Below are 16131 nucleotides of genomic sequence, written 5' to 3'. Positions count from 1 at the left end.
CCGCCGGTGATCACATGTCGAGCACCAGCCGGTCGCCGCGGGCCCGGGACACGCAGATCAGCATCGAGTCGTGCCGTTCGGCGTCCGTCAGCAGCTCGTCTCGGTGCTCGACCTCGCCCTCCAGCACCCGCTGCTGACAGGTGCCGCAGAAGCCCTGCTCGCAGGAGTAGGCGGTGCCGGGCAGCTCCCGGCGTACGGCGGCCAGCACGCTGGAGCCGGCCGGGACCGTCACCGTGCGCCCGCTGCGGCGCAGTTCCACCTCGAAGCCGGCGTCCGGGCCGCCCGCCGTACGCGGCGCGAACCGCTCCAGGTGCAGCGTGGCCCCCTCGGGCAGCGCCTGCTCCACGGCCGCCATCAGGCCCTCGGGGCCGCAGCAGTACACCGCCGTGCCCTCGGCCGTCCCGGTGAACAGCGCGGCCAGGTCCGGCCGCCCGTCCTCGTCCTCCGCGACCACCGTCAGCCGGTCGCCCGCGAGTCTCGCCACCTCGTCCAGGAACGGCATCGAGGCCCGCGTCCGCCCGCCGTACAGCAGCCGCCACTCGGTGCCGTCCGGCAGGGCCCGCAGCATCGGCAGGACCGGGGTGATGCCGATGCCGCCGGCGACGAAGACGTAGGCGGGCGCCGCGACCAGGGGGAAACGGTTCCTCGGTCCGCGCACCTCCAGCTCCATGCCCTCGGTGAGCTGCTCGTGCACCTCGCGGGAGCCGCCCCGGCCGTCCGCCACCAGCCGGGTGGCGAGGGTGTACGCGGAGGTGTCCCCGGGGTCCCCGCACAGGGAGTACTGCCGGACGAGTCCCGAGGGCAGCACCAGGTCGACATGCGCCCCCGGCTCCCAGCGCGGCAGCTCGCGGCCCTCCAGGCGCAGCCGTACGACCCCGTCGGCGATGGTCTCGTGCGCGGTGAGCAGCAGCCGCAGGGGCCGGGGGCGAGGCCGGCCGGAGACCGGCGGGTCCAGGGCGGGCAGCGGCCACAGCGGCGAGGCGCTCACCCGGCGGCGCAGGGCCCGCCGGGTGAGCAGGGCGGCGGCGGTGGCGCCCGCGACGAGCGCGGCGGTGCGCGGCGCCGGCATCACGCGGCCCTCCGTTCCGCCGCCGTGGCCGCGGGGGAGGCCGCCAGATAGGCGAGGGCCTGCTCGGTGTCGCCCTCCTGGGAGGGGTGGTAGGCGCGGCTCAGATAGCGGGGTATGGACCGCAGCATGTCCCCGGTCCCGGGCAGCACGCCCTGCCGGCCCCGGTCGTAAAAGTCCCTGAATGTGGCCCTGCCGTCGGTGAGGGTCGGGTCGTTCGCCATGAAGAACCGCGCCCCGCGCTGCCACAGGAACACCAGCGCCGTGAAGGCGGTGGCCCAGGTCCGCACCCGCCGGCGGTAGCTTCCGTCGAGGTGCTCGAACAGCTCGAAGGCGACCGAGCGGTGCTCGACCTCCTCCGCGCCGTGCCAGCGCAGCAGGTCCAGCATGACCGGGTCGGCGCCGCGCCGGTCCAGCTCCCCGGCGTTCAGCACCCAGTTCCCGAGGAACGCCGTGTAGTGCTCGATGGCCGCGATCAGCGCGACCCGCTCCAGCAGCCACCACCGGCGCGGCCTGCCCGGCGGCAGGGTCCGGTCGCCGAGCAGCTTCTCGAAGAACCAGTCCACCTGCGCGGTGTACGGCGTCGGGTCGAGCCCCAGTTCCCTCAGGTGGGGCAGCACCTCGTCGTGCGCCTGGGAGTGCACGGCCTCCTGCCCGATGAAGCCGATGACGTCCTCGCGGAGCCGGTCGTCCCGGATCAGCGGCAGCGCCTGTTTGTACACCCGCACGAACCAGCGCTCCCCGGCGGGCAGCAGCAGGTGCAGCACGTTGATGGTGTGCGTGGTGAAGGGATCCCCCGGCACCCAGTGCAGCGGTGTGCCGTCCCAGGAGAAGGACACATGGCGTGCCTTGAGCGGCACCCGGGCCTGCGTATTAGACATGGCGTCAATGTACTGACGGGTAGCGCGGCTGAGAACCCCCAGCGCCCCACCTTGTCGCCGCCGGCGCCGCTACCGCACACCTCGCCGGCGCCGCTACCGCAGGCCGCTGAGCTCCCGACCGTCCGCCGACACGCCCCTCAGCTCGGCCCGTGCCCCCTGCTCGGCCCGCGCCACCAGCAGCGGTCCCGGCCCGGACGCGGTGACCCCGCCCGTGGCCTCGATCGACGCCGTGTCCTTGCTGCCCGCCGCCAGCAGGTACCAGTTCCCGCCCGCCGACTTCCACAGCACCCCGGCCAGCACCCGGGGGTCACGGGGCCCGCAGGCCGGCACGTCCGCGCCCTTGGCGACGACCGCCCCGGCCGACCCGCCCGGCGCCCGGAACTGGGCCAGCGCGGCCGTGCCGTCCCCGCGCCAGGTCTCCGCCCGGGTGCACACCCAGGTGCCGGACCCGCTGCCGTCGGGCAGCGGCTGCTCGGCGAACGCCCAGGCGTTCACGCTGCGGACGCCCGCCGAGCGTTCGGCCGCCAGCGAGCAGGCGAACGGCGCCCAGGTGCGCAGCCCCCGCGCACCGGAGGCGTCCTTCGCCGCGCCGGGCCGCCCGGCCGTCAGCCGGGCCGGGACCAGTTCGCCGAGGTCGGTGCCCAGGTGCGTGCCGGAGGCGTCGGTCAGCTGGAGCACGGTCCACGAGGCGCAGCCGCCGGACTGGAGGGCGGGGCTGGCCAGCGGCCCGGTCACGCCGTCGGCGAGGGGGAGCGGGACGGCGGCCGAGTCCGGCTTCGTCAGATCCCGCTGGGCCGCCTTCGTCACCCAAGGGGCGGTCAGATAGCGGACGTTGGCGTCGGAGCGGCCCAGCACCAGCGCGCTCGCCCCCGCCCCCGTCGCGCCGTCGACCCGGGCGAAGTCCACGGCCGCGCCCTGGGTGCCGTCCTTCGGCTCGGCGTAACGGGCGATGCGCAGGCCGTCGTAGAGGAGCACCACGCGGGCGGCGTCGACCTCGCCCGCGTACAGCAGCTGCGGCGGGCCGGCCGGGCCGCCGGTCGGGGTGCCGGGGGTCGCCGAGACACGGACGCTGCGGCCCGGGCGGGCCCACACGGCCAGGGCGCGGCGCAGCAGGGCCTGGTCACCGGTGAGCGGTCCGCGCGCGGGCCACACGGAGAAGTCGGTACGATCCGCCGTCCGCCAGGCGTCCGGGGCGGCCCGGGTCAGCCTGCCCGGATCGAGGGCGGCCTCGGCGGCGGGGTTCCCCGCGTACACGGGCGCCGCGGCGCCGTCCGGGCCCCAGCCGCCGCCCGGCAGACCCACCAGCGCGCCGCAGATCGCGAGCGCGGCGGCTGCGGCGAGGGCGGCCTTGGTGTGCTGGCGGCGGCGCATCAGATCGGTGGGCCGGGCCTGGAGGGTGCACGGGTCGAACTCGGGGGAGGAGAGCAGCCCCGGATGCGCGGGCACACTGTTCGCCGAGGCCAGCGCGCCCCCCGGGTCGGACACCCCGGCCGCCTTCAGCAGCTTGCGGATGTCCGTGTCGGGCAACTGCTCCAGGCCGCGCAGCACATAGGCGGCGCGCGCCGGTCCGGAGAGCGTGGACAGCCGCTGGTCCAGGGCGAGTTCGTCGGCGCCGCCGGAGCGCGGGAACAGCCTGAGCCCCCACACCTGCGGCAGCGGCGGCGGCAGCTGGGCCAGGCGGGGCAGACCCCGGCGGGGGCGGGCCGCCGCCAGGGCCATGCGCAGCACCCGGTCGCGCAGATAGGCGTACCCCGGGTCGTCCGCCCGGCCGCCGCCCTGGGCCGGGATCGGGGCCGGCTGCTTGCGGCCCCGGGGCAGCGCGCGCTGGGCGAGGGCGTGTGCGGTCAGCACGCGGCGGCCGCGGCCGAGGCCCGGTGGCAGCACGAGGTAGGCGAGCCGGACCAGCCGGGGGTAGTGCTCGGCGAGCACGGCCTCGGCCTGCTCGGCGTCGACCGGGCCGGGACCGGCGGAGGGAGCCTTGCGCTGGGAGAGATCCTGTGACTGCACGTCCGGAAGAACGAGCGAGCCGGAGGTCGGTCACCGCCCGACGGCCGGTTCAGGCCTCCGGATCGACCAGGGCGCGCGCGTAGTTGGCCATCGACCGCTGGTAGCGCGGCAGATGCGGGGCGAGCGCGCCGAGCACCAGGGACAGGCCCTCGCGGTCGCGGCCGAGGCTGGACAGACACAGGGCGAGGGTCGCCCGGACCGCGTCGTCCAACTCGTCGGACGGGCCGTCCAGTTCGGGGGTGAGCAGCTTGACGCCCTCCTCCGGCTGCCCGATGTTCCGCAGGCTGCTGGACAGCTGGATCCTCGCCCGGCGGCCCTTGTAGCCCGTCAGGCCGCGGGCCAGCGCCTCCCGGTACAGCGGTACCGCCTTGTCGGAGTGCCCGGTCGAGTCCCAGGCGCAGGCCCGCTCGAACGGGCCGAGCGGGCTGTCGTCGGGCAGTTCGGCGACGAGGGCGTCGATCAGCGCGCGGAACTCGTGCGCCCGCTCCTGCGGGTAGTCGTCGAACGAGGCCCAGGCGGCGGCCACACGGTCTTCCCAGTCTTGGTTCACCGGGCCACCCTCGCACACGCGTGCGTACCCGGTCACCGGATTTGAGCGCGCCGGGCCCGGGAGCCGTATCCGTGGGGGCCGGGGCCTGCCCGGCACACCAGGACCGGAGGGACAGATGAGGGTGACGCGACTCGCGCCCGCCGCGGCCGTACTGCTGGCGCTGGCGCTGGCGGGCTGCGGCTCGGGCGGGGACACCGGCCGGGTGCCGCCCACCGCGACCGGCAGCCTGGAGGAACTGGCCGCCGAGGTCCGGTGCGAGCCGGACGTGCAGACCGACGCCGACGAGATCCGCCAGGCCATCTGCCGTACGCCACGCGGGCGGTTCGTCCTCGCCACCTTCGCCACCGACCGGGGCCGGCGCGAGTGGACCGACGAGGCCGAGGACTACGGCGGCCACTACCTGGTCGGCCACAAGTGGGTCGCCGTCGGCGACGAGGAGGTGGTCCGGGCGCTGCGCTCCACGCTGGGCGGCGAGCTGGAGGCGGGCGCCGACCACCACGCGCACGGCGGCTGAGCCGGTCGCGGGCAGGGTGAAGGCCGGTGACGAGGGGGACGTCACCGGCCTTCGGTCAGCTGCCCGTGGTGGGGGTCACGCGCAGTTCTGACCGCGGTTGAGGCAGTCGGCGATCTTCTCGGCCAGTCCGTTCCGGGTGACGCTGATGAAGTCGTCGTGGTCCGTGGCCGGCTTGTGCAGCTGCTCGGGGAAGCCGTCCACCGCGTAGGCGTTCCGCACCTGCCCGTTCCGGACCACCGGCGGGGGAACGGCGTAGACGAGCCGCATGGTCAGCTGCGGGATCGCCTTGAACCCGTTCGGGCAGACCCCGCTGGCCGGGTCGGCGAAGGCCACGTGCGTACGGTGGTTGGCGCTGTCGGTGTTCCGCCCGTCCCAGCAGCTCTGGAAGGCGAAGGAGCGCACCACCTTGCTGCCCCGCGGACAGATCGGGTACCGCTCGGTGAGCTGCACCTTGTTCTCGAAGCCGGTGCAGCTCCAGTGCGCGTTGGCGTTGGCGAGGCCGTTGGTGGTGGTCTTGGCGTCACCGGTGATGACGCGCAGGAACTGCGGCATCGCGACGACCTTGCCCGCCGGGCTGCCGACGTACTTGATCTCGGCCTGGACCGGGGTCAGGATCCGTCCGACGTTGCCCTCCTTGCCGCCGCCGTCGGCGTTCTGGTCGAAGTCCCGGGTGCCGTCCTGGACGCGGACCACCGGCCAGTAGTACGACGACAGGTCGTCGCGGTTCTGGCAGCTGGTGCCGCCCCGGAGGAACGTCCGGTTGCTCGCGAAGGCGTCGATCCTCTGGTTGCCGACGTAGTCGTGCAGGTGGTGCGCGCCGTTGGTGACACCGGGCGCCACGATCACGTTGTCGGTGTTGTGGTTCTTGTTGGCGTTCACCCCGCAGCGGGTGGTGAACGTGCCGGTCGAGGCGTTGCCGGTCCGGCGGGGTGTGCCCTGGACGTTCGGGGCGACCTTGGTGATGTCCACGAAGTCCGCCGCGACGGGGCCGTTGCCGGCCTGCCCGCCGATGCCGCCCTGCTGCCCGCCGTTGTTCTGCTGCTGTCCGCCGTTCGGTGGTTGCCCCCCGTTCTGCTGCCCGCCGCCCGCGTCGGTCCGGTTGGTGCTCCGCGTCGTGCAGGGGGCGAGCTGTTCCAGCGCGTCGTCGAAGGACCCGCCGGCCCGCTGGATGGTGATCCGGATCCGGTCGATCGTCGCCGCCCGCTTCTCGCCGAGGGGGCCGGTGATCGCGTTCCGCACGAAGCCGGGGTCCTTCGCCTGCGCGTCCCGGGTGGCGGCGAGCCGGGCGTACGCCTCGGTGATCTGCCGGTCCAGACCGGCCAGTTCCCGCGCCACGCCCTGCCGGGCCGGCTCCGGCACGTTCGTCAGCCGCTGGCCGACGTCCGGGCAGGAGACGGTCGCGACCTGGGCCGTGGCGGCCTTGGTCCGGCTGCCTCCCCATGCCTCCTGGTCCGGCTCGTGCGCCGAGGCGTGGAAGTTCGCCCAGAGCAGCCCGCCCCCGCCGAGCGCTAGGGCCGCCGCTGCGGCGAGCGCCTTGGCGGCCGGCGGCTTACGGCGTTGTCGTGTGTTGCGTCCCATGGAACTCCTCTGACGTCCTTGTGGGGCGGCACCGAGGCGCCCGACAGGAGTGAAGCGGCGCCCTTCCATACGGACGCCGCCCCAGAGGTGTTCACCGGTCCCGCGAATTCCCCGCCGAATCAGTGGAGTTGACGGCTCACCGGTCCTGGTCCAGATAGGCGAGCACCGCCAGGACGCGCCGGTTGTCGTCGTCGGAGACCTCCAGGCCCAGCTTGGCGAAGATGTTGGAGGTGTGCTTGGCGATCGCCCGTTCCGTCACCACGAGCTGGGCCGCGATGCCCGCGTTGGAGCGGCCCTGGGCCATCAGCTCCAGCACCTCCCGCTCCCGTGGGGTCAGCCGGGCGAGCGGCCGGTCCTCGGCCGACCGCCGGGACAGCAACTGCTGGATCACCTGCGGGTCCATGGCCGTACCGCCCGCCGCCACCCGTCGTACGGCGTCCACGAACTGCTCCGCGTCGAACACCCGGTCCTTGAGCAGATAGCCGATCGCCCCGTTGCCGTCGGCGAGCAGCTCGCGCGCGTACAGCTGCTCCACGTGCTGGGAGAGCACCAGCACCGGCAGCCCGGGCCGCGCCCGGCGGGCGGCGAGCGCGCACTGCAGGCCCTCGTCGGTGTGCGTGGGCGGCAGCCGTACGTCCACCACGGCCACGTCCGGCGTCAACTCCTCCAGCGCCTCGGCGAGTTCCGGGCCGGTCTCGACGGCAGCGGCGATCTCGAAGCCGTAGGCCGTGAGCATCCGCACCAGCCCGTCGCGCAGCAGGAAGAGGTCTTCGGCTAGGACAACACGCACGGGATCTCCATGGTCACCATGGTGGGACCGCCGGCGGGGCTGCTGACGGCCAGGACGCCGTCGAATGTACCCAGCCGGCGCTCCACCCCCGCGAGCCCCGAGCCGGCCCCCACCGCCGCACCACCCTGCCCGTTGTCGGTGACGGTGAGCCGCAGCCGGCCGTCGGTGTGGTGCACGTCGATCCAGACCCGGTCGGCACCGGAGTGCTTGACGGCGTTGGTCAGCACCTCGTTGACCGCGAAGTAGGCGGCCGACTCCACCGGCGCCTCCGCCCGGCCGGACAGCTCCACGGTCACCTCGGCCGGCAGCGGCAGCCGCAGCGCCAACGCCCGTACCGCGTCGCCGAGTCCGCGCTCGGCGAGCACCGGAGGGTGGATGCCGCGCACCAGGTCGCGCAGCTCCTCCAGGGCCTCGGCGGAGTTCCGGCGGGCCTGCGCGATCAGCTTCTTCGCCGCGGCCGGGTCCCGTTCGACCAGCATCTCGATGGTGCCGAGGTCCATGCCCATGGCGACCAGCCGGGCCTGTGCGCCGTCGTGCAGGTCCCGTTCGATCCGGCGCAGTTCGGCGGCCGAGGTGTCCACCGCGTCCCGCCGGGTCTCGGTCAGCACCCGCACCCGTTCGGTGAGGTCGCCCCGGCCGCCGCCGAGGACGGCCCGGGTGAGCCGGAAGTGCGCGGTGAGCAGCGACGGGGTGAAGCGGTGGGCGACCACCAGCAGCACGGCGGCGAGGACGGCGGCGAGCAGCGCGGTCGCCTGCCCGGTGACCGGCACGAACGCGTACCAGTAGGTGTCGCCCGGCCCGTGTACGTAGGCCCGCCACAGCCCGGCCGCCACCAGGAACCCCTGGACGGGGAAGAACAGCAGCACGGCCGGGAGCAGCGCGGTGACCGTGCCCGCGGTCATGTCGGTCAGCAGCCACAGCAGGTCCCGCCAGGACTGCGGGTCCCGCAGCAGGGTGACCGTGCGCCTCCACGGGCCCGCCCCCGGCGGCACCGGCCGGTACACCACCGGGATGACCACCCCGCCCCACTCGGCGGCCAGCTCCCGCCGGGCCTGCGCGTACCTGCGCACCGCGCCGAACACCGGGGGCACCAGGAACAGGCCGAGGCCGAGCGGGAGGAGTTCGAGGGACATGACGGTGAAGGCGAAGCACAGCACCGTCACCGGCGGCATCGCCAGGGCCAGGACCAGCCCCCGCACGGCGGCCAGCACCGCCTGCCGGGTGCGGGCGCGGAAGTCGTCCCGCTGGACATCGGTGTTCATGCCGCCAGTCTGGCCGGTCCGCCGGGCCCGGTCACGGGGCGGAGCCCCACGTCAGGGGGTGGTGCCAGGTACACCTTCGGCCAGGCCCAGCACCTTCGCCTCCACCTCGGGGTCCAGGCCCGGACGGGCGCGGTCGGGGCGCAGCGGCCCGGTGCCGCCGAGCCCGCTCAGCCAGCGCCAGGTGTCCGCGACCGTCTCCGTCACCGGGCGGCACACCAGCCCGGTCGCCACCGCCCGTGACACGTCCGCGCCGTGCACGGCGCCGTGCGTCTCGCCGCCCGGCGGCACCCACACCGGCAGCTCGGTCCACGGCTCGATCCCGGCGGCCAGGATCGCCTCCGGATCGGTCCAGCGCAGCTCCGCGTCCGCGCCGGTCGCCCGCACACAGGCGTCGAGCAGCTCGCCCATGGTGGTGTGGCCGGGCGGGCTCACCAGGTTGTACGGCCCGGACAGGCCGCGTTCCAGGGCGCCGAGCAGCCAGTCGGCGAGGTCCCGGGCGTCGATGTACTGCAGGGGCAGCTCGCGCGGGCCGGGCGCCAGCACCGGGCCGCCGCGCGCGATGCGGGTCAGCCACCAGGGCAGCCGGCCCACGTTCTCGTACGGGCCGAGGATGAGCCCGGCCCGCACCAGCAGCGAGTCCGCCGTGCCGAAGGCGCCGACGGCGGCCAGTTCCCCGCCGCGCTTGTCGGCCGCGTAGTCCATGGCCCCGGCGTCGGCGGCGCCCTCGACCAGCGGGGCGTCCTCCGCGGCGCCGGGCGGCCAGGGCCAGACGTACACCGACCGGCTGGAGACGTACGCGTACCGTCCGGCCCGGCCGCGCAGCAGCCGGGCCGCCTCGTGCACGGCGCGCGGGGCGGCCGACCAGGTGTCCACCACGGCGTCCCAGCCGGCCCGGTCCGCGGTGAGCGCGGCGAGGCCGTCGGGCGCGGTGCGGTCGCCGTGCAACGACCGCGCTCCGGGCGGGGGGCGGTGCCGTCCCCGGTGGAAGACGGTCACCTCCCAGCCCCGCCCGAGCGCGGCCTCGACGACGGCCCGCCCCACGAACTCCGTACCGCCCAGCACGAGAAGTCTCATGCCGGTGATCCTGCCCGGCCCGGGGCGGTGGGCGCGCGGGGCTCTGCCGAGGGCAGAACGGTCAGCGGGCGGTCGGCGGGGTGTACTTGTAGCCGACCCGGCGCACGGTCTGGATCGACTGGCGGTGCCGGTCGCCCAGCTTGCGGCGCAGCCGGGCGATGTGCACGTCCACGGTGCGGCCGTCGCCGACGTGGCCGTAGCCCCACACCGTGGTGACCAGCTGGTCGCGGGTGTGCACCCGGTGCGGGTGTGCCACCAGGTGGGCCAGCAGCTCGAACTCCAGGTAGGTCAGGTCGAGTTCGCGGCCCTCGACGCTGGCGGTGCGCCGCACCGGGTCGATCCGCACCAGCGGCTCGGTGCCGGTGTCCGGCTCGGTGCGCCCGGCCCGGGCCTCCGGCTGGTCGGGGACGGCGACCGGCAGGAACGGGGGCCGCTGGTCGGCGGGGACCAGCACCAGGTAGCCGACCATCGGCGGCTGGCCCGGCAGGGTGGGCAGGGTGTGCTGCGGCGCGGGCAGCCAGGTGGCGCCCGGCGGCAGGAAGTCCGCAACGTGGACCGCCTCGTCCCGGTCCACGGCGCGCAGCCGGTGCCGGGTGCCGTTCGGGGCGGGGGTGGGCAGGGTGGCGGTGGAGAGGGATCGGGTGGTCGCCATGAGAGGTCAGCTCTTTCGCGCGAGGAGTTCGTCGGACGGTGCGGCGGCCCCGATTCGTGGTCGGGCGCCGCCGGAGGACGTACGTCGTTTCGCGCTGGCCGAAGGCCGGGGGTACGGCTTTAGAGGGCCCGCGCGTTCATCGCGGGGCGACACACACGGTCGAAGTCGTGGTGCTGACGGGAAGGCCAGAACGGCTGGAGGTCGTAGCGACCCGTCGCGGTGATCTGCTGGATGCTGGCCATGGTCCCATTGAAGCAGAGCCGTGCGGCGGGCAGGAGTCTCCTCTCACTGCTTGGACGCTTCTTTGATGTGACACCGGCGTGACAACCCCTCCGGGCCCCGGCTTTCGGCCCTGTTCAGCGGCCTGGAGCGGGCCGGGTCCGGCCGGTGGGACGTCTCACATTCCGGACGGTGCCGACGGGCCCGGCCGTCGTTGCGGGGCTCAACGGCCCCTCTCCAAGGCCGGATACGCGACGGGGGCGCCCGCCGTCACGGCGGGCGCCCCCGGAGGGTGCGGGACGGATCAGACCTGGCCGGCCTTCTCCAGCGCGCTGCAGCAGGTGTCCACCAGCAGGCGGGTCACCACGTACGGGTCGACGTTCGCGTTCGGGCGGCGGTCCTCGATGTAGCCCTTGCCGTCCTTCTCGACCTGCCACGGGATGCGCACCGAGGCACCCCGGTCGGAGACGCCGTAGGAGAACTTGTCCCACGGGGCCGTCTCGTGCAGACCGGTCAGGCGCTCGTCGATGCCGGCGCCGTAGTTCTTCACGTGGTCCAGCGGCTTCGAGCCCTCGCCGAGCGATTCGCAGGCGGTGATGATGGCGTCGTAGCCCTCGCGCATGGCCTTGGTGGAGAAGTTGGTGTGCGCGCCCGCGCCGTTCCAGTCGCCCTTGACCGGCTTGGGGTCCAGGGTCGCGGAGACACCGAAGTCCTCGGCGGTGCGGTACAGCAGCCAGCGGGCCACCCACAGCTGGTCGGAGACCTCCAGCGGGGACAGCGGGCCGACCTGGAACTCCCACTGGCCGGGCATGACCTCGGCGTTGATGCCGGAGATGCCGAGGCCCGCCTTCAGGCAGTTGTCGAGGTGGGCCTCGACGACGTCCCGGCCGAAGATCTCGTCGGCGCCGACACCGCAGTAGTAGCCGCCCTGCGGGGCCGGGAAGCCGTTCTCGGGGAAGCCGAGCGGACGGGAGCCCTCGAAGAAGGTGTACTCCTGCTCGATGCCGAAGATGGGCTCCTGCGCGGCGAACCGCTCGGCCACCTCGGCCAGCGCGGCACGGGTGTTGGTCGGGTGCGGGGTCAGGTCGGTGTCCAGCACCTCGCACAGCACCAGGACGTCGTCGCCGCCGCGGATCGGGTCCGGGCAGGTGAAGACCGGCTTGAGCACGCAGTCCGAGGAGTGGCCCGCGGCCTGGTTGGTGGAGGAGCCGTCGAAGCCCCACAGCGGCAGCGCGTCGAGACCGGCCGGGGCACCCGGGATGACCTTCGTCTTGGAACGGAGCTTGGCCGTCGGCGAGGTGCCGTCGATCCAGATGTACTCAGCCTTGAAGGTCACGGGGGCCACATCCTTCGGGGGTGGGTCGGGCGCGTCCGCCTGGGCGGATGCCGCGGCGCTGCGGCACCGGGGCGCCGCTCGAACTGCGGGCAGCCTGTCAACAGGCGGTTTCCCGGCCATTGCCCGAATGTGAACCCCGTGTTACCTGATGTTTGTGTGCCGAGGGTCACGTAGTGAGAGGGAGCGGTCCCGGTCGCGCGGATTGCGTACGACCGGGGCTCCCGCACGGGACCCCGGCGCGACGGAAGTCGTCAGCGCCCGCTGTGGGCCAGGGCCTCCCGTACGGCCTCCTCGCTGCGGGCCACCAGCGCCGTCCCGTCGTCCGCGGTGATGATCGGCCGCTGGATCAGCTTGGGGTGCCCGGCGAGCGCGGCGATCCAGCGGTCCCGGGAGTCCGCGTCGCGCGGCCACTCCTTGAGCCCGAGTTCCTTGGCCTCCGCTTCCTGGGTACGGGTGATGTCCCACGGTTCCAGGCCCAGCCGGTTCAGTACGGCCCTGATCTCGCCCTCGCCCGGCACGTCCTCCAGGTACCGCCGCACGGTGTACTCGGCCCCCTCGGCGTCGAGCAGGGTGAGCGCGCTACGGCACTTCGAGCAGGCGGGATTGATCCAGATCTCCATGGGCGACACGGTACGCGGTACCGGCTCTGTTCGAATTCATGACGCCCCGGCAGCCTCATCCCCACCACCGGTGACGGAACGCCAATTTCCTGCGTGACCTGGGGATTCACTCGCTTCCGCGACCGACCGATTGTCAGTGGCCGCCGGTAGACTGGAAGCAGTGTTCGAGACCGGGCGCCGGGTCGCCGGCGGCCGGTCTGACCGCGACAGGAGGATGCCTGTGCCCGCTGCCGCCCTCAAGCCGAAGCCGTTGCCGACCCAGTCCACCGCCAAGCACCCCGTGCTGTTCGACTCGCCCTACGAGCCCGAGGTGAAGCGACCGCTGCCGGCCGGACGGCCGCGCCAGTGGTACGTCACGCACAACCGGCGCCTGAAGGCCATGCGCCTCGCCATAGCCCTGCTCGACTCCGGTGTCTATCTGCCGGACCAGGCCCGGAACGAGACGATCCGCGGCACGGCCGAGCGGATCGGCATGCGGCCGCCCTCCGACACCACGTGTCACATGGTGCGGGCGCTGATGCGTTACTCGCGGTGAACCGTGTGCCGGGTGCCCTCACGCCGCCGTGAGGGCACCCGGCACCATCAGCGAAGGGGCGCCTCCGCGTGCCCGTCCAGGCCCGCCAGCAGCCGCGTCACGAACTCCCGCCGGTCCGCGTCGTGATCGCGGAACCACAGACCGAGGATGTGCTCGGCGTCCGGGAGGTCGAAGCGGGAGAACCGGGAGCGCTCCGACAGCGCCTCCTGTATGGCCTCGGTGACCGCCGCCGGGATGATCGTGTCGTGGCCCGGCACCGCCAGCACCGCCCGGCCCGCGTACGAGCGGAACACCTCAAGGGCGGGGGAGTCCCGCCAGCTGTCCGGCCTGCGGATCAGCTCCGAGAAGCGGCTGTCGCCGTTGCCGAACGGCACGTCCCAGGCATCCTGGCCGTAGACGGCGGGCGCGCACAGCCCCACGGCCGCGACCCGGCGCCCGTAGTGCCGCACGAGATCCGCGACCGTCTGCCCGCTCATGCTGAACCCGACGACGATCAGCGGATCGTCCGCCGGGGCGTGCGCGTCGAGCACCGCCACCGCCTGCTCGTACCGACGGCGCAGGCTCAACTCCGCGAGTTCACCCGTGCTTTCACCGTGCCCGGAGAAGTCGAAGGCGAGGGCGCGGCAGCCCCGGGCGGCGAAGTCGGCGAGGAACGGCAGCAGTCGCTCCTTGCTGCCGTTGCCCGCGCCGTGCAGCAGCAGTGCCGTGGCCCGGCCGGACGGTCCGGCGCCCGCCCCGCTGAGCCGTTCACCGTCGTACGCGTGCGTGAAGGTGGAGAGTCGGTCCATGCGGGCCATTCACTCACGGCGCCCCGCCGCGCCCGCGCGAACCCCTCGCGAACCGCCTCGGGCCGCGCGGAAAACGGGATGCGCCGCTGATCGCGCCCTCCCTACGCTGCACGTACGGAGACGAAACAGACACGCTCCGCTTCCCTCCCGCTCACCCCACGGAGGTCCGTCATGCGTGGCATTCTCGCGACCGGGACCGTGGTCCTGGTGATCCTCGGAATCGGAAACCATCTCTGGTGGCTCGCCGCGGTGGCGCTGCTGTATCTGTACGCGACACACGGCCGCGGCTCCCCCGGCACGACCCCGCCCGGCGCCGCCCCCGGCACGCCTCCGGACAACTACCGGGCGTACCGCGAGCGCCGGGACCGCCAGGCCCGATGGGAGCGCCGCTACCGCCGCGAACGCCCCTTCGAGGCCCGCAGGCAGGAGCGGGAGCAGACGCGGTGAACGAGCGGGGCCGCCCCTGGCCGTCACAGGCCGGGGGCGCCCCACACCGGGAACCAGCGGCCCGGATCCGGCTCGACCGGCAGATCACCGTCGAGGACGGCTTTCAGCCGCAGCTCCAGCGCGTTGTCCCGCCGCTCGTCGGCACCGGGCAGCGGGGCGAACGGATAGAAGGTGCCGCGCTTGTAGAGGTACACGAGCGCCGCCCGCCGCTCGGCGCCGTCCGTGAAGGACACGAGCGAGCACAGCAGCAGCGGGCCGAAGCCGGCCGACTCCAGCGAGCTGTTCACCGCGTGCAGATCGGCCACGAGCTGCGGCAGCTGTCCGGGGGAGCGCCGGGAGACCAGCCAGGAGTAGCCGTAGCCGTCCCGGTACGGTTCCACCGGCGGGCCGGTGCGGTCGCGGTCGGCGTCCAGCAGCGCCCGCACCTCCCGGTGGATCCGCTCGAAGGCCGCCCCCTCCACCGTGGCGAAGCACACCGCCCCGCTCCCGGCCGGTGTGAAGCCGGTCGCCGCCTCCAGCGTCACCGCGGCCGACGGCAGCGCGAACAGCCGGTCGAGATCGGGCGCGACCGGCCGGGTACGCCCCAGCAGAACGTCCAGCAACCGCATGCTCGCCTCACCTCCGCCCGCGCGTGCCCCGGCCGGCCTCGCCTGTCCGGTCCGCGGCCCTCGCCCGCTCGGCGGCACACGTCCGCCGGCCGTTCCCGTGCGCGCCCGTCCGGTCCGCCCGCACCGGCGCCCACCCGCGTCGGCGCCCGGCCCACCCGTACCTGCGCCCGGCCTCGCCCGATCGGACCCCACCGGCCCCGCGGCCGGCTCCGCCGGCCCGGCCGACCCGCTCGCGAGACCGGCTCACCCTCACCGGTCAGCCCGCCTTCCCCGGGCCGGCGGCCTCGCCCAGCTCCAGCGAGATCCGGCCCAGCTGCTCCAGCCGCTGTCCCAGGGGCGGGTGGGTGGAGAAGAAGCGCTCGATGCCGGGCTCCCGGCCGGTCGCCGGGGTGAAGTAGAACGCGTTGAACGCCTGGGCCGTGCGCAGATCCTTCGTCGGGATGCGCGCGATCTCCCCCGAGACCTTGGTGAGCGCCGCCGCCAGCGCCGAGGGCCGCCCCGTCAGCAGCGCCGCCGCGCGGTCGGCCGCCAGCTCCCGGTACCGGGACAGCGCCCGGATCAGCAGGAAGCTGAGCGCGTACACGGCCGCCGAGACGCCCAGGACGGCGGCGAAGACGATGGCCGTGTTCTGGTCCCGGCGGCCCCCGCCGAAGATCTGCGAGTAGAAGGCGAACCGTACGACCAGACCCGCGACCACCCCGAGGAAGGACGCCACCGTGATCACGGCGACGTCCTTGTGCGCGACGTGTGACAGCTCGTGCGCGAGCACGCCCTCCAGCTCGGCGGGCTCCAGCCGGCGCAGCAGCCCCGTGGTCACACACACCACGGCGTGGTCGGGACTTCGCCCGGTCGCGAACGCGTTCGGCATGTCCATCGCGGACACGGCGACCACGGGCCTGGGCAGGTCCGCGAGCGCGCACAGCCGGTCGACCACGGCGTGCAGCTCGGGATACTCCTCCCGCGCCACGGGCCGGCCGCGCATCGCGAACACGGCGATCCGGTCGGAGAACCAGAACTGGGCCACGAACAGCGCCCCGACCAGGACGGCGACCAGCACCCAGGACCTCAGCAGCACGATCAGCGCCGCGACGAAGCCGACGTACAGCAGCCCGAGCAGGAACAGCGTCAGGCCCATCCGCACGGTCAGCCGCCGATCGCTGTGGAACCGGCTCCGCATCTCGCATCACCCCGCAGCCAGGCACTC

18 protein-coding genes are annotated in these 16131 nt (G+C 74.1%); 3 read left to right on the top strand and 15 right to left on the bottom strand.

All coding sequences use genetic code 11. The features are described 5' to 3' along the window. Positions 1-10 precede the first annotated feature (10 nt). The 4 genes from HB370_RS12520 to HB370_RS12505 all read right to left on the bottom strand — a co-directional run bounded on the left by HB370_RS12520 (position 11) and on the right by HB370_RS12505 (position 4504). Entirely contained in the window at positions 11-1069 is a 1059-nt protein-coding gene (locus HB370_RS12520) for a PDR/VanB family oxidoreductase (RefSeq protein WP_030783053.1), read from the bottom strand. After that, positions 1069-1947 (bottom strand): metal-dependent hydrolase, encoded by an 879-nt coding sequence (locus HB370_RS12515; RefSeq protein ID WP_030783055.1) that lies wholly within the window; start codon positions 1945-1947, stop codon positions 1069-1071. Before HB370_RS12515 ends, HB370_RS12520 begins: the two co-directional genes overlap by 1 nt. A gap of 93 nt (positions 1948-2040) precedes the next feature. Next, positions 2041-3954: a hypothetical protein gene (locus HB370_RS12510; RefSeq protein ID WP_030783059.1), complete on the bottom strand. Its 1914-nt coding sequence runs from the start codon at positions 3952-3954 to the stop codon at positions 2041-2043. Between the two features lie 49 nt (positions 3955-4003). Further along, the gene (locus HB370_RS12505) at positions 4004-4504 is read right to left on the bottom strand and encodes a tetratricopeptide repeat protein (RefSeq protein WP_244405501.1); all 501 of its coding nucleotides are present in this window, start codon (positions 4502-4504) and stop codon (positions 4004-4006) included. A 115-nt stretch (positions 4505-4619) separates the two neighbouring features. On the opposite strand from HB370_RS12505, the gene HB370_RS12500 reads away from it, so the two are divergent. Beyond that, positions 4620-5018 carry a hypothetical protein gene (locus HB370_RS12500; RefSeq protein ID WP_030783063.1) on the top strand — a complete coding sequence of 133 codons (399 nt, stop codon included), beginning with the start codon at positions 4620-4622 and terminating at the stop codon, positions 5016-5018. 75 nt (positions 5019-5093) lie between these two features. Here the strand turns inward: HB370_RS12500 and HB370_RS12495 are convergent, their stop codons facing one another. The 8 genes from HB370_RS12495 to HB370_RS12465 all read right to left on the bottom strand — a co-directional run bounded on the left by HB370_RS12495 (position 5094) and on the right by HB370_RS12465 (position 12549). Continuing rightward, entirely contained in the window at positions 5094-6596 is a 1503-nt protein-coding gene (locus HB370_RS12495; RefSeq protein WP_030783065.1) for a DUF1996 domain-containing protein, read from the bottom strand. Positions 6597-6732: 136 nt separating this feature from the next. After that, positions 6733-7386, bottom strand: coding sequence for a response regulator transcription factor (locus tag HB370_RS12490; RefSeq protein WP_030783068.1), 654 nt, complete (start codon positions 7384-7386; stop codon positions 6733-6735). Beyond that, positions 7371-8648, bottom strand: coding sequence for a sensor domain-containing protein (locus tag HB370_RS12485; protein ID WP_030783071.1), 1278 nt, complete (start codon positions 8646-8648; stop codon positions 7371-7373). Before HB370_RS12485 ends, HB370_RS12490 begins: the two co-directional genes overlap by 16 nt. A 51-nt stretch (positions 8649-8699) precedes the next feature. Then, positions 8700-9722 carry an NAD-dependent epimerase/dehydratase family protein gene (locus tag HB370_RS12480; RefSeq protein ID WP_030783073.1) on the bottom strand — a complete coding sequence of 341 codons (1023 nt, stop codon included), beginning with the start codon at positions 9720-9722 and terminating at the stop codon, positions 8700-8702. Positions 9723-9783: 61 nt separating this feature from the next. Then, on the bottom strand, positions 9784-10374 hold the full coding sequence (locus HB370_RS12475) for a winged helix-turn-helix domain-containing protein (protein ID WP_030783078.1): 591 nt from the start codon (positions 10372-10374) through the stop codon (positions 9784-9786). A gap of 119 nt (positions 10375-10493) precedes the next feature. After that, positions 10494-10616 (bottom strand): hypothetical protein, encoded by a 123-nt coding sequence (locus HB370_RS42470; protein WP_267925127.1) that lies wholly within the window; start codon positions 10614-10616, stop codon positions 10494-10496. A gap of 281 nt (positions 10617-10897) precedes the next feature. Further along, on the bottom strand, positions 10898-11929 hold the full coding sequence (gene glnII, locus HB370_RS12470) for a glutamine synthetase (RefSeq protein ID WP_167512973.1): 1032 nt from the start codon (positions 11927-11929) through the stop codon (positions 10898-10900). Between the two features lie 251 nt (positions 11930-12180). After that, on the bottom strand, positions 12181-12549 hold the full coding sequence (locus tag HB370_RS12465; protein WP_030783083.1) for an arsenate reductase family protein: 369 nt from the start codon (positions 12547-12549) through the stop codon (positions 12181-12183). 220 nt (positions 12550-12769) lie between these two features. Between HB370_RS12465 and HB370_RS12460 the strand changes: the two genes are divergently transcribed. Continuing rightward, positions 12770-13084 (top strand): hypothetical protein, encoded by a 315-nt coding sequence (locus tag HB370_RS12460; RefSeq protein WP_030783086.1) that lies wholly within the window; start codon positions 12770-12772, stop codon positions 13082-13084. 47 nt (positions 13085-13131) lie between these two features. Here the strand turns inward: HB370_RS12460 and HB370_RS12455 are convergent, their stop codons facing one another. Next, positions 13132-13872 (bottom strand): alpha/beta fold hydrolase, encoded by a 741-nt coding sequence (locus HB370_RS12455; protein ID WP_030783088.1) that lies wholly within the window; start codon positions 13870-13872, stop codon positions 13132-13134. A gap of 171 nt (positions 13873-14043) precedes the next feature. Here HB370_RS12455 and HB370_RS12450 point away from each other — a divergent pair, with 171 nt between their 5' ends. After that, positions 14044-14319: a hypothetical protein gene (locus HB370_RS12450; RefSeq protein WP_030783091.1), complete on the top strand. Its 276-nt coding sequence runs from the start codon at positions 14044-14046 to the stop codon at positions 14317-14319. 23 nt (positions 14320-14342) lie between these two features. Here the strand turns inward: HB370_RS12450 and HB370_RS12445 are convergent, their stop codons facing one another. After that, positions 14343-14927: a hypothetical protein gene (locus HB370_RS12445; protein WP_030783094.1), complete on the bottom strand. Its 585-nt coding sequence runs from the start codon at positions 14925-14927 to the stop codon at positions 14343-14345. Positions 14928-15183: 256 nt separating this feature from the next. After that, entirely contained in the window at positions 15184-16104 is a 921-nt protein-coding gene (gene htpX, locus HB370_RS12440) for a zinc metalloprotease HtpX (RefSeq protein ID WP_030783097.1), read from the bottom strand. Between the last annotated feature and the right edge of the window lie 27 nt (positions 16105-16131).

The sequence above is a fragment of the Streptomyces sp. DSM 40868 genome, assembly GCF_011820545.1.
Lineage (GTDB): Bacteria > Actinomycetota > Actinomycetes > Streptomycetales > Streptomycetaceae > Streptomyces > Streptomyces eurythermus.
Note: the sequence above shows the minus strand (reverse complement) of the source record. Positions and strands in the feature narration are given on the sequence as shown.